The sequence below is a fragment of the Brevibacillus sp. NRS-1366 genome (assembly GCF_050467985.1).
Genome location: NZ_JBITPN010000019.1, coordinates 1 through 12,285 on the forward strand (window position 1 = coordinate 1; position 12,285 = coordinate 12,285).

Annotated in this window: 18 protein-coding genes; 3 read left to right on the top strand and 15 right to left on the bottom strand. The window is 49.1% G+C overall.

From position 1 onward, the window contains the following. Nucleotides 1–32 precede the first annotated feature (32 nt). The 15 genes from ACIFQN_RS12255 to ACIFQN_RS12325 all read right to left on the bottom strand — a co-directional run bounded on the left by ACIFQN_RS12255 (nt 33) and on the right by ACIFQN_RS12325 (nt 10,024). A complete protein-coding gene (locus ACIFQN_RS12255) occupies nt 33–245 on the bottom strand; it encodes a DUF2273 domain-containing protein (protein ID WP_429833320.1) in 213 nt (70 codons plus the stop codon). Between the two features lie 12 nt (nt 246–257). Continuing rightward, nucleotides 258–815, bottom strand: coding sequence for an alkaline shock response membrane anchor protein AmaP (gene amaP / locus ACIFQN_RS12260; protein ID WP_429833321.1), 558 nt, complete (start codon nt 813–815; stop codon nt 258–260). A 265-nt stretch (nt 816–1,080) separates the two neighbouring features. Then, entirely contained in the window at nt 1,081–1,497 is a 417-nt protein-coding gene (locus tag ACIFQN_RS12265) for an Asp23/Gls24 family envelope stress response protein (RefSeq protein ID WP_429833322.1), read from the bottom strand. Nucleotides 1,498–1,564: 67 nt separating this feature from the next. Continuing rightward, nucleotides 1,565–2,920 (bottom strand): acetyl-CoA carboxylase biotin carboxylase subunit, encoded by a 1,356-nt coding sequence (gene accC / locus ACIFQN_RS12270; RefSeq protein ID WP_429833323.1) that lies wholly within the window; start codon nt 2,918–2,920, stop codon nt 1,565–1,567. Nucleotides 2,921–2,936: 16 nt separating this feature from the next. Further along, a complete protein-coding gene (gene accB, locus ACIFQN_RS12275; protein ID WP_429833324.1) occupies nt 2,937–3,437 on the bottom strand; it encodes an acetyl-CoA carboxylase biotin carboxyl carrier protein in 501 nt (166 codons plus the stop codon). 220 nt (nt 3,438–3,657) lie between these two features. Beyond that, the gene (locus tag ACIFQN_RS12280) at nt 3,658–4,326 is read right to left on the bottom strand and encodes a SpoIIIAH-like family protein (RefSeq protein ID WP_429833325.1); all 669 of its coding nucleotides are present in this window, start codon (nt 4,324–4,326) and stop codon (nt 3,658–3,660) included. A gap of 13 nt (nt 4,327–4,339) precedes the next feature. Then, the gene (gene spoIIIAG, locus ACIFQN_RS12285; RefSeq protein WP_429833326.1) at nt 4,340–4,981 is read right to left on the bottom strand and encodes a stage III sporulation protein AG; all 642 of its coding nucleotides are present in this window, start codon (nt 4,979–4,981) and stop codon (nt 4,340–4,342) included. A gap of 32 nt (nt 4,982–5,013) precedes the next feature. Next, nucleotides 5,014–5,685 (bottom strand): stage III sporulation protein AF, encoded by a 672-nt coding sequence (spoIIIAF, locus tag ACIFQN_RS12290; protein WP_429833327.1) that lies wholly within the window; start codon nt 5,683–5,685, stop codon nt 5,014–5,016. Between the two features lie 9 nt (nt 5,686–5,694). After that, nucleotides 5,695–6,879, bottom strand: coding sequence for a stage III sporulation protein AE (gene spoIIIAE, locus ACIFQN_RS12295; protein WP_429833328.1), 1,185 nt, complete (start codon nt 6,877–6,879; stop codon nt 5,695–5,697). Nucleotides 6,880–6,896: 17 nt separating this feature from the next. Next, the gene (spoIIIAD, locus tag ACIFQN_RS12300) at nt 6,897–7,286 is read right to left on the bottom strand and encodes a stage III sporulation protein AD (RefSeq protein WP_310772517.1); all 390 of its coding nucleotides are present in this window, start codon (nt 7,284–7,286) and stop codon (nt 6,897–6,899) included. 13 nt (nt 7,287–7,299) lie between these two features. Continuing rightward, a complete protein-coding gene (gene spoIIIAC / locus ACIFQN_RS12305) occupies nt 7,300–7,503 on the bottom strand; it encodes a stage III sporulation protein AC (RefSeq protein ID WP_049740243.1) in 204 nt (67 codons plus the stop codon). A gap of 16 nt (nt 7,504–7,519) precedes the next feature. Then, nucleotides 7,520–8,038 (bottom strand): stage III sporulation protein SpoIIIAB, encoded by a 519-nt coding sequence (spoIIIAB, locus tag ACIFQN_RS12310; protein WP_429833329.1) that lies wholly within the window; start codon nt 8,036–8,038, stop codon nt 7,520–7,522. Further along, the gene (gene spoIIIAA, locus ACIFQN_RS12315) at nt 8,026–8,988 is read right to left on the bottom strand and encodes a stage III sporulation protein AA (protein WP_429833330.1); all 963 of its coding nucleotides are present in this window, start codon (nt 8,986–8,988) and stop codon (nt 8,026–8,028) included. Before spoIIIAA ends, spoIIIAB begins: the two co-directional genes overlap by 13 nt. A gap of 201 nt (nt 8,989–9,189) precedes the next feature. Beyond that, a complete protein-coding gene (locus ACIFQN_RS12320; RefSeq protein WP_429833331.1) occupies nt 9,190–9,684 on the bottom strand; it encodes a CD1247 N-terminal domain-containing protein in 495 nt (164 codons plus the stop codon). Between the two features lie 76 nt (nt 9,685–9,760). Continuing rightward, nucleotides 9,761–10,024 carry a YqhV family protein gene (locus ACIFQN_RS12325; RefSeq protein WP_429833332.1) on the bottom strand — a complete coding sequence of 88 codons (264 nt, stop codon included), beginning with the start codon at nt 10,022–10,024 and terminating at the stop codon, nt 9,761–9,763. Between the two features lie 152 nt (nt 10,025–10,176). On the opposite strand from ACIFQN_RS12325, the gene ACIFQN_RS12330 reads away from it, so the two are divergent. Genes ACIFQN_RS12330 through ACIFQN_RS12340 form a run of 3 tightly spaced genes read left to right on the top strand, consistent with a single transcriptional unit; the run spans nt 10,177 to nt 12,206 of the window. Then, complete coding sequence (locus ACIFQN_RS12330; RefSeq protein WP_429833569.1) at nt 10,177–10,998, top strand: phosphosulfolactate synthase; 822 nt, start codon at nt 10,177–10,179, stop codon at nt 10,996–10,998. Further along, entirely contained in the window at nt 10,989–11,705 is a 717-nt protein-coding gene (locus ACIFQN_RS12335) for a 2-phosphosulfolactate phosphatase (protein ID WP_429833333.1), read from the top strand. Before ACIFQN_RS12330 ends, ACIFQN_RS12335 begins: the two co-directional genes overlap by 10 nt. A gap of 39 nt (nt 11,706–11,744) precedes the next feature. Next, the gene (locus ACIFQN_RS12340) at nt 11,745–12,206 is read left to right on the top strand and encodes a DUF441 domain-containing protein (protein WP_429833570.1); all 462 of its coding nucleotides are present in this window, start codon (nt 11,745–11,747) and stop codon (nt 12,204–12,206) included. Nucleotides 12,207–12,285: the final 79 nt, after the last annotated feature.

Genomic DNA, 12,285 nt, shown 5'->3' on the forward strand with positions numbered 1-12,285 from the left:
ATGTGTTCGGAAACAAAGCATTCCGAACCTAATCACCGGAACTTTCCTGGCAGAATCCGATCGAGGATCTCCCGCAAATCTTCTTTGTGATCCAATTTACGGCCAATGTAGTAGCCGGTTCCGATAAACACAACAAACACCAGTGTATCCCAAAAACCGACTAGAAGGTAGATGATACCGAAAAAAAGTCCGGCAATAACCCCCATTAGCTTCCCCTTATGCTCCCACAATAACTCCCATAACATGGCGTTCACCTTCTATTCCACACGCTTGCGAGCCGCGTAGTTTTCTTGCTGAGCCACTTCCGTAACAACGACTGCCACTTCGGAAATCACGACACCAGCAATTCCTTCCACTTGCTCCTTTACGCCAGCCTGCAACTGTTGCGTCAATTCTGGCAAAGGTGTTTCCCCGTCTACGGAGATACGCAATGTAATGATATTGCCACTTTCCAACGCTTTTACAGTAGTCTTCATATCACGGACACCTTTTACCCGTCTAGCAGCACGTTCAGTGATCGTTTGGATTGTTTGGATCGTGATGTTGACCTCACCCAAATCATTACGTTGACGGATACCACGTTCCACTTTTGGCTTATTGGATCGGAAGGAACTGAAAAAGAAACGAAGGCTGACAACGAGGAAAATAATCGCAACGACGAGATACGTGATGTTGGTTCCAGCTAACATTTGATCTACGTAAGGAGAAAATACCTCAGGCGAGATCCAACCGCTGAAAGCGGTAATAGCGATGCAGGACAAAATAATCAGGGCAAAGCTGTAAATCGTTAAAATAAAGCGGTCAAACAAATTCACATGCATCTCTCCTTAAAGCCAAGTTTGCCCAAGAAGACAAACAAGGCATCTACAAGGCTTCGAAGTGTATACAATCAAAGACTGCTTCTCATACAGTCGCTCATCACTGTGTAGACCTCGATAGAGGTTTTTCATACAGATAGGAATTTATAAAATTCCTATCCAGTATAAGTGCAACCGCGGTTCCGCCAAAGGCATGGCGTAGCCAGGTTTTCTAATGAGGAAAAATGCCCCCTGTTAGTAGGGGGCATCCATCCGCAGCATGTTAACGGACGCGCTGATAATCTTCTACCGTAGCAGGCGCTGGCGCTTTTTCTTCGGCTTTCAGCTCTACATCGACGATATGTACGTTTACTTCCACTACAGACAGTCCCGTCATGCCCTCGATGGCATTACGCACACTATCTTGAATATTTCGAGCGACATCCGGAATGCGGTGTCCATATTTGACGATAATGGAGACATCAACAGCAGCCTCACGGGAACCCACTTCTACGCGAACCCCGCGCGCTATATTTTTACGGCCCAATCGTTCAGCTATTTCTCCTACGAAACCGCCGCTCATTTGTGCTACCCCTTCTACCTCGGACGCAGCCATACCAGCGATCACTTCCAACACTTCGGGAGCGATCTGGACCTTTCCCAGTTCCGTTCTATCTAAATCTGGAGTAAACTCTTCCATGCTTCGCACCTCCCTTTAGATTTGTATTTCATTATAGCAAGAGCACCGTTTTTTTACAAATCAGCTCTTATTCGCCGTCAAGATTCAAATCGTACAGCTCCAAAAACTTGGTATCAAAGTGACCGCTGACAAACACTTCGTGCTCCAATACTTTTAAATGGAATGGAATCGTTGTCGTAATCCCTTCGACCACAAATTCTCCAAGTGCCCGCTTCATCCGCTCAATCGCTTCATCGCGGTCCTTGCCCCACACGATCAGCTTGGCAATCATGGAATCGTAGTATGGCGGAATGGAGTAGCCAGCATACGCTGCGCTGTCAACACGCACACCAAATCCACCTGGCGCCAAGTATTCAGTGATTCGTCCCGGGGACGGCATGAAGTTCTTTGCCGGGTTTTCTGCATTGATCCGGCATTCCATTGCCCAACCGTCTAGCTGAATATCTTCCTGCTCAAAGGAAAGAGGTTGTCCGTAAGCAACGGTCAGTTGTTCTTTGATCAGATCGATACCCGTAACAAGCTCCGTAACCGGATGTTCTACCTGGATACGCGTGTTCATTTCCATGAAGTAAAATTGTCCGTGTTTGTCCAACAAGAACTCTACTGTACCTGCTCCATGATAGGAAACGGCTTTGGCAGCAGCAACAGCGGCTTCCCCCATTTGCTTGCGTGTCTCTTCGCTCAAGGCAGGGGATGGCGCCTCTTCAATCAGCTTTTGGTGACGGCGTTGAATCGAGCAATCACGCTCGCCCAAATAAACGGCATTGCCGTGCTTGTCAGCCATGATCTGAATTTCCACGTGTCGCGGGCCTTCTACGAACTTCTCCAAATAGACGCCTGCATTGCCAAACGCTGTTTTGGCCTCATTCTGTGCTTGGCGAATCGCCTTTTCCAGATCTTCGTCATCGACTGCTACACGCATACCACGGCCGCCGCCGCCAGCAGTCGCCTTGACCATGACTGGATATCCGATTTCATTCGCAGTTTTGATCGCGTCAGCAACGTCTTCAATCAAGCCTTCCGTACCAGGTACAGTTGGTACTCCGGCTGTCTTCATCGTATCTTTTGCTGTTGACTTGTCACCCATTTTCACGATCGCTTCAGGATCTGGTCCAATAAAGGTGATGTTGCATGCCGCACAAATCTCAGCAAAGTCAGCATTCTCAGCTAGGAAGCCGTAGCCTGGATGGATAGCGTCAGCACCCACCTTGGTCGCTACGCTCATGATGTTTGCTATATTTAAATAGCTTTCTTTGGATGCCTTTGGACCAATACAGTAGGCTTCGTCGGCCAGTTTAACGTGAAGCGCGTCACGATCCGCTTCGGAGTAGACGGCGACCGTACGAATGCCCAGCTCGCGGCATGCACGGATGACCCGCACCGCAATCTCCCCGCGATTGGCAATCAATACTTTTTGAAACATTCCGCTCTCCTCCACCTTATTCTGGCTTCACCAAAAACAATGGTTGACCGTATTCAACCAATTGGCCTTCTTCGACGAGTACTTTTACAATCTCACCGGTTACTTCTGCTTCGATCTCGTTAAACAGCTTCATCGCTTCCACGATACAAACTACCTTGCTTGCATTCACCTTATCGCCTGCTTGTACATAAGCTGGTTTGCCAGGTTCTGGTGCGCTATAGAAGGTTCCCACCATCGGGGAGACAATTTTGTGCAGATTTACATCGTCTGCCACTGCAGCTACAGGCGCTGCTTTTGACGCTTCTGCCACAACAGGAGCAGCCGTTGCTACCGCTGTAGGCGCTACCGCTACTGGCGCTGCTGCTGGAGCTTGTACAACGGGTTGAGCAACAACCACTGTTTCTGTGCCACTGGATTTTTTCAGGGTAACTTTTGCCCCTTCTGTTTCCAGTTTGAATTCGTTAATGGAAGATTGATCAATCAACTTAATAATTTCTCGGATTTCATGAATTTTCATTACGAACAAGCACTCCTTCGTTTGTTTCAATCAAGGTTCAGGGAGTCATATATGTATCCTTTTGGCAAACCATAAATCCATGGTAGCCTGTTGCCTAGATGACGTCAAGAAAGGATTTCCCCTCTTCTTTTCCAGAAGAAGCGAGGAAATCCTTACCATCATGCCCGTTTCGGGTGCCACTTATAACGAGAATTCGATCTGGTAATCCATAGACAAAAACTCAAGATGCATGAAACTTGACGTTAATATTCGTAGCCGGTACATTCATATGCTGTTTGACCCCAGCGATGATTTCTACTGCTTCATTCGCACTCAATTTTTCTTTTTGCACAATAACCGTTACTTTATCACCCTGTACAAATACAACTGCGTCCTGATAGCCACTCGCTTTTAACATTTCTTCCACATTCATCGTAGCATTGTCCTGGGTTGACAGTTCCTCGTATTTGGCTTTGGCCTCGGCTACTGCCTGTGGAGTGGAGTCTGCATTGCTCATAATGGCAAGCTGTTCATCTTTTTGCTGTTGTACCTGTGCTTCTCTCTTCATTTTGTAGCCTTGGAAAACTTCACTCGGGGTATCCGCTACTGGAACTACTGCAGTTCCTGCTGTCTGCGTTGCTACATCGGGGGTAGCTGCCGGTGTATCGGTTGGCTGTGCCGCCTGTTCCTTGTTGTCGTTTTTGCCATTGACAGGAGTTGCTTTCGGTGCAGGGTCCACTTGCTTAGACTCAACAACGACACCAGAGATTTGTTCCTGTTTCTGCACAGCCGGCTGATTTCCCGAGGTGGGCACTTGGTCTTGTGGCCCCTTCACCAAATAGTAACCGGAAAGAACTACCATGACAGCCAGCATCGTCAACAACCACACTGTTTGTTTCCGCAGAATCATTTGCCATTACCTCCTACCCTTTTTTGGGCAAAATGGATATTTTGTAAGCGGGAACATCTAAAACCTTTTGAACAGCTTCGGTGATCCACGCTTTCACCTGGATGTTATCAGCACCCTTTGCTACCACCAGGACGCCGCGAACGCGAGGCTTCAGCGTTTTCACGACGACGGGTTGATCTTGCTTGCCGCCTTGCACAATGACCAACTGTTCATCTCGGGACTGCTCATTTTGGTTGCGCGTAGCCTTTTCTTTGTCCATTTCCTGATTGGTAGAGGAGCGAATGTTGCGGTTTTTTTCGACAACCAGCTCCGGCGTTGATTCCAGGTTGACCATGACGTCAACACCCCCAACCCCGACCACGCCTCCCAAAATATCCCGCAGCTGCGACTCGTAGATGTTCTCGTATTCGGCGATGATGTCCGTAGCCGGTGAGCCACCCATTACTGCGGTGGACGAGTCGCCATTAGGCGGACCTGGTGCTTCATTCGTGGAGACACCAAATCCCAGCGGAGCCTGATCTTTTTCTACATGGAGAAAGTCTGTCAAGATCATGGCCGCAACACCGACTCCCAATATGACAATCAAGTAATGGAGCGGTTTCAGCTTTTTATTTCCACCATTGCCCTCCCATAGCTTCTTCAGCTTTTCCAGCATCTCTCTCACCTCGCTTTGCTCGGACACATCCGTTATTGTTTTTCTTTCGCGCGAATTTCGTCACGAACGACGACCTGATCTCTCGTCAATCCCCACTGCTCAGCTATATCATCAGAAATTCGCTCGAGCATCGGGTTGTTTTGCCGGGCTGCAGCTTCGATTTCCTGCCGGGGCTCCATGGTCGCCTTCTCGCCGAGATTAATTTCAACAGGTTGTATTGGCGTAACGGGTTTGATTGGATTTTGCCCTTCCTTTTGTTCTTGCACAGACCCACCGAGTACGAGCTCGATTCGTGCTAGCTTTGGCTGCTCTGAATCCTTCTTATTGACAACCACAGCCACTTCTTGCACTTCCACTCCATACGCTTCTTTTACCTGCGCCTTCACTCCAGCCTCCACCTGAGCCTGCACATAAGCCGTCATCTGTGCATCTTGCTGACCCAAGAGCTTGTCGGTTATCCGTTTCCACTCTGCATCCGCAGGCTTGTTCAACTGCTGCTGGTAGCGATCCAGCCGAAATGCGAGATCCTCCTGCGACAGGCTAAAAAGGGAAAAAACAGGAGAGATGATTGTCAACAGCAGGATCAGGCCCATTACCATCTTGACGTATCTCTGAAGTGTCGTATTGGGGAGGATCAGATCCAGAAAAGCTGCCAATAGGACGAGCAGGATGATTTTTTTCAGCCACAGAGTCAACCATGTCATCTGTATCACCTACCGAACCATCATTGAGATATTGCCCGCTGCGATAATGATGGTAATAGCCAGGAAGAACATGAGCCCAACTGTTGCCAGCGCCGCAAAGACGAACAAGAGACTTTTTCCAATCGTTCCGAGCGCGCTGATGATCGGGCTGTTTCCGAGCGGCTGCAGGACGGCGGAAGAAATGTTGTAGATCAGAGCCAGAACCAGAATTTTCAAGGCTGGAAATGCACACAGAATGATTAATATCATAACTCCGGCCAAGCCGACTGCATTTTTGACCAGGAGGGAAGCATTGAGGACAGTATCTGCCGCATCGGAAAACATGCGTCCTACAATGGGGATGAAGTTTCCGGTAATGTATTTGGCTGTTCGCAGGGTAACCCCATCCGTCACTGCCGAGGTCGCTCCCTGAATGGAAATGACCGCCAAGAAAATCGTCAGAAACGAACCGAGCACGCCCATAGCGATATTGCGTAGAAGCGTGGCAAGCTGCGTCACTTTGTACCTTTCAGAAAACAAGCTGACAATAGAGAGCATCGCTGAGAGAAACAACAACGGAAACACCACATAAGAGATCATCATGCCACTAATGTTGATCATGAAAATAATGAGAGGGTGAAACATGGTCGCTGTAGCTAGATTGCCAACGGACGCGAGCAGGGCGATAACGAGCGGGATCATGGCCAGCATGAAATCCGACATGTCTTCAATGGCTTCCTTGGCGTACGTGATTGCGACGTGGAAGCTGTTGATGGCCAGTACCATCAAAACGAGATAAGCAATGGAATACGCTACGGTTGAAACCGCGTTTCGCTCAAAAGCATTTTGCATGGTTTCCAGGATCATCGCAAACACGGTAATGATAATGATGGAGCTGAGCAGTTTGCCATTCATCAAAATCTCATGAAAAATGAATTTGCCCATGCCCTGCAGCACACCCGAAATACTGAATTCTCCTTGCTGCATGAGCAGTTGGACAAAGCCCTGTGATTTGATGTCGGGTAAGTAACCTTTGTAGTCTTTCTGCAGCTTTATCCAGTACTGCTCTACTCGTTCTAGCTGCAAGTGATCGACCTGCTGCGAAACAATCTGGTTGATCGGGTCAGCCGTGGGCGTCTTAGAAGCGAATACACTATCAAGCGGTAAAAACACGAGTAGGAACAAGACGAGGATCAACTTGCGTGTATGCGCCACGGACATCCCACCTCCCCTCATGCCGGCAACAAGTTGATTACTGTCTCAATAATAATTTGGATGATCGGCACAGCCATGACCAGAATCAGGACCTTCCCCGCCAGCTCGATCTTGGAGGCGATTGCTCCTTGACCTGCATCTCTGGTCATTTGTGCGCCGAATTCGGCGATGTAAGCAATTCCGATAATTTTTAGAATGGTCTCCAGAAACACGAGGTTCAAATCGGCCTGAACTGCCAGCCGCTCGAGAATACGGATCACTTCAGCTATCTTGCCAACGAGAAAGTAAAAGATGATAACTCCGCTAGCAATAGCCAAGAGGAAGGCGAACATCGGCTTTTGCTCCTTGATGACCAACGCGAGAATCGTAGCCACCAATCCGAGTCCGACGATTTGTACGATCTCCATCTGCAGCCCCTCCTCAGTTGAACAGGAAGACGCGTTTTACCTCGGTAAATAGATCGCCGATGTAGTGGGACACCATGTACAGGACGATGATGAACCCGACCAGCGTAGCCCAGTGCGCGATGTCTTCCTTGCCCGCCTGCTTCAGGACCGTATGCAGGATGGCTGTAATGAATCCTACTGCTCCGATCTGGAAAACAGGTGTCAAATCAAAATCCACTGTGAACACCTCGCCTTTAGAACATCAGGATGACGACCAGCAAACCACCCAGGAAACCGAGGCTCTTGTACATTTTTTCGTACTTTTCCTGTTCAGCTCGAGCTTCTTCCTCAAGGCCTCTTAGGTGGGTAACAGCAAGGCGCAAATGCTTTTCCTGGTCTTCCCGGTCGGATGACCCCAATACTTGCCCCAAGCTGGCCAGCACATCGCGCTCTTGCTTTCGCAGTGCCGTGTTCGTCCAAAGCTTGCCCATCGCCTGCCTGAGAGCATCCTCTGCGGATTGTGCTTTCTCCGTAATCAGAAGTTCCGCAGCCAAGAGGAACATCTTGCCCACGTCCTCCGAGACCCGATGCCCTACCTTTACAAAAGCGCGATGCAGCGGAGTCAGGCCGTACACGATTTCCGTCTCCAGCATCTGCAGAGCAACCAGCAAGGCTCGCAATTGAACGGGACGATAAGCGTAGTAGCGCCCGATCTGCCAGCCTACCATAGTAGCGGAAAATAGGATCAGTACCGCACCTATCACCTTGACCATGCTGCCTGCTCCTTTTTTAGCGGCTCCAAGCTTTGATCGTAGATGGCTTGAATCGTACCGACGCCCTTCGTTCGACTCAGGACGATGTAGCGGGAAAATGCTCCTTGTCGAATCAGATTCCCGAGCATCGGTCTCTTTGCGACCTCAGTCACATCTGCTCCATGGGCCGAGCAAATTACCGCTACTCCGGCATGGATCGCTTCCCATACGGCATCTCCGTCTTCAGGGCGCCCTACCTCGTCCACGATCAGAACATCAGGAGACATTGAACGAATCAGCATCATCATGCCGGCAGCTTTGGGGCAAGCATCCAGCACATCCGTTCTCGGCCCGACATCCCGCTGCGGCACTCCTTGCAGGCAACCAGCGAGCTCGGAACGCTCGTCCACAATCCCTACCTTACGACTCGAAGACCACTCGCTACCGTAACTGATAGACCTTGCCATGTCACGCAACAATGTGGTCTTTCCACACTGTGGTGGCGAGATGAGCAATGTGCTTTGCAAGACGCCATTCTCAAAGAGATACGGCAATACCTTTTGTGCTGCTCCTTTTTTCTCACGGGCAATCCGGATATTGAAGCTGGTGACGTCTCTTATTCCTTTCACCTCTCCCTTGTCCAGCACGACTTTACCCGCAATTCCGATACGATGACCGCCCACAACAGTGATGTAGCCCCGTTTCAGCTCTTCTTCCAATGCATACAAGGAGTGCTGGCTCACCTGGTTCAAGAGCTTGACTGCCTGTTCTTCGGTAAATACCCACCCTTGTTTTGAGATGGAAGTGAGCTGGCCCGCGGCTGTAACATAGCTGGTTTGTTGGCCGTAACGTATTTCCAAGGGCTGATTTTGCCGAAGCCGTATTTCTTCTAATTTCTCTCTAACCTCGGAGGGAAGGGCGCTGAGTATGCTGCGTACGGTTGGCGGTAAAATCGCCATGATCTCTCTCACGGCAGGTACCCTCCTTTTTGGGCTGGAGGTATCACCAGCCTTTGTCCACATTGACTTACCTCCATCCTATGCAGAGATGGACGAGATTTATGCTAAAAAATACGTGAAGGGATTGCTTGTACCAAAAAACAAAAAAGCTTGCTCTCGTAAAGTATAAAAACGAGAAGACAAGCCTTTGTTTTTTGATGTGACCGAATGTATTCAGGTAGGATTAATCGCTTGATGCACCTCGTCTGACTTGGAGGGCTCGATCACGTAATGCGTGTAGCCTTCCTCGTCTGTCCCTTCATGCAAAAGGATCACTTCTTGACAGCTCGGGCAGGAAAACTCATACGTCGTTTCTAGATGATTGTCACCTGTGTTCTCGTAAATATAGGCGTCCTCATCATCATCCAGGTCATAATAAGCCGCATAATCATCCTCATCTTCTTCGGAGCAATCGCCTACTGTCTCATACAACTGTTCTTCATCATCAAACAAATACAGCTCCACGTCCTCCAAATCCTCATCGAGAGCTTCCACATAGTCTTCCGCTTCTTCTACGCGGTCATGGAGCTCGCGGAACTCGGCTGCTACGTCGTCAATGATATCAATCAACTCAAGAACGATCTTACCTTCCGCACTTTTCTCACTGATATCCATACCTTCTGCCAAACCACGCAAGTAGGCAATTCGATTTGCCAATGATTCCACCATTTCCACTCCCCCTTACTGTGTCCTGAAACTATCGTTCCCAAAAGTGCAGGAGGTTACCAGTGGAAGGAATTGGCCATTACCTTCTTACTCCGATCAAAATAAACGAAATTCCTACCATAATCCAAGCGATTTTGGCAAAACTGATCCGATCTGACATACCGAGTAACCCGATTGCAGTCGTCGTGATCAAGATCACTGGTCCCACAACCGCAAGTCCTGAATTGATCAGCAGTGCCTTTTCCACCTGATTCACTTTTAAAATGAGCAGAGCTGCCAAAATTTCAATGCTGCCTGACAAGATCCTGAGTGTTGCCATACCCATGATTGCCTTTTCCCACATACCGTCTCGTCCTCCCCTCGTTCCACTCTATGCCTGCATCCGACCATTTCAGCACTTTTCATGGGCAATCGCCTATGGGCATTTCTCTTCACTCCTCTTTCCGGCAAGGCATACACTGAACCATACGCCTAGAAGAAATGAGGAAAATGCCAATGCTAGACTGCGAGCATCCGTTTTTGCCCGTCAACTGGGCAAATCCATCCGGGCACGATAGGGAGAAACCACGCACAACTGGCCTGACGATGGTGATCGACAAGGGCCTTGGAAGCACTGCCTTTCGAGATTTGTTAGAATTGGCCTCCCCTTACATGGATATATACAAATTGGGATTCGGTACAACTGCTCTGTATCCACTCGAACTCCTACAGCAAAAGCTGAGGTTGGCAAAGCAGCATGGACTTTGCGTCATGCCAGGTGGAACTTTTTTTGAAATTGCTGTTCGCCGCACCCCCATCAAAGAGTATATGAAGCAAATTCACGCCCTGGGGTTTAATGCCGTTGAAATATCAGACGGAACCTTCCCCCTTACTTCAACACTGCGTCAAGAGGCTATACGAATAGGTGTGGAAACGGGTCTTGTCGTCTTTAGCGAGTTTGGCAAAAAAGCGGCTGATTACAGAGCGGAGAGAGAGGAGCTAATCACAACCCTGTTCTCTGATTTAGAGTCTGGTGCCAGTCATGTCATTGTCGAGGCGAGAGAAAGTGGTACTGTAGGCGTTTTTGATCCGGATGGCAATATAGATGACCACTTTGTTCTTGATATTGTGAACACTGTAAAACAGCAAGCGAGCCAACTGATTTGGGAGGCACCGCGAAAAGAGCAGCAAGTCAGCTTGATCCACGCTTTAGGCAGTAATGTTAACCTAGGAAATATCGCCTACACGGATGTATTGGCGCTGGAAACCTTGCGGCGCGGCTTACGGGGCGATACTGCCTTCATCATGGAGGAGGGGAGGTCAGATCCGTGCGTATAGAAGTGGTGCCTACTGTGGAGGAAATACGCTTTGACCAAATCAGCAACCATGTGGTGGTCGTCATTGATGTTCTACGGGCATCCAGTACGATTGTGACGGCACTCGGGAACGGCTTTCTTTCGGTCATTCCCGTAGAGACAATCGGTCAAGCCAATTCTCTGCGCACTGCTGACAGCGTACTCGCTGGCGAACGGTACTGTAGAAAAATTCCCGACTTTGACTGCAACAACTCACCTACGGAAATTGCTCAAAAAAAGAATAATGGAAATCACCTCATATTGACCACGACAAACGGTACCCGGGCGATCCAAAAAGCAGAACGTGCCTCTGCTCTACTCATCGGTTGCTTCCTCAATGCGACCGCTTGCATCAAGCACGCCCTGGCCTTTCATCTCGATATCACCTTGTACTGCGCAGGCACACGGTCTGAATTTTCACTGGAGGATGGCTTGGCCGCAGGTTTGATGATCGTAGAAGCACAAAAGCTGCACACTAACCTCCAAGTTTGCGATCTTGGAGAAGCGCTAAAAGCAAGCTTTCTTCAGCTCGCTGAAAAACTGGGAGAACAATTGCTCCAGACAACTACAGGCAAACGGCTTGTTCAACATCATTTTACAAGCGATATACACTATTGCGCACAAGTGGACCATTACAATCTAGTACCGTTCGTCAAGGAGAAGCGCATACTCCCACACCTTGTCTCATAAAGTGAAAGGAGAACAGGGACAGGGGTTTTGATGATGCCAATGATGTCTGGAGAAGTGATGCTCGTCATCCTTATCGTCATAGGGTTAATTGGCCGTTCACCGATTATTGCCACTGCAGCGAGTATCCTCTTGGTACTGAAACTGACGGCATTGGAGCGCTTTTTCCCAACGGTTGAGCGGCGCGGATTAGAATTGGGCCTGCTTTTTTTAACCATCTCCGTTTTGGTCCCGTTCGCCAGTGAAAAGATTTCATGGAAAGACGTTACTCCGCTCTTTACCACCGTCATTGGCTTGACTGCGCTTGCTGGTGGTGCCATTGCTACCTGGATGAACGGAAAAGGTCTTGATCTGCTTCGAACGGAGCCACATATGATTGTCGGATTGGTCATTGGCTCGATTATCGGGATTGTTTTTTTCCGCGGAATCCCCGTCGGTCCTCTGATGGCGGCCGGGATTACGGCGTTTGTATTGAAGCTGTGGGAGTGGTTTGGCGGCAGGTAACGAGTGGTTCCCTTTATGGAGATGGAAACAAACTAGGCCCCCTCCTTTTGTACAGTAGGAGGGGGCTTTTCTTGCGGAG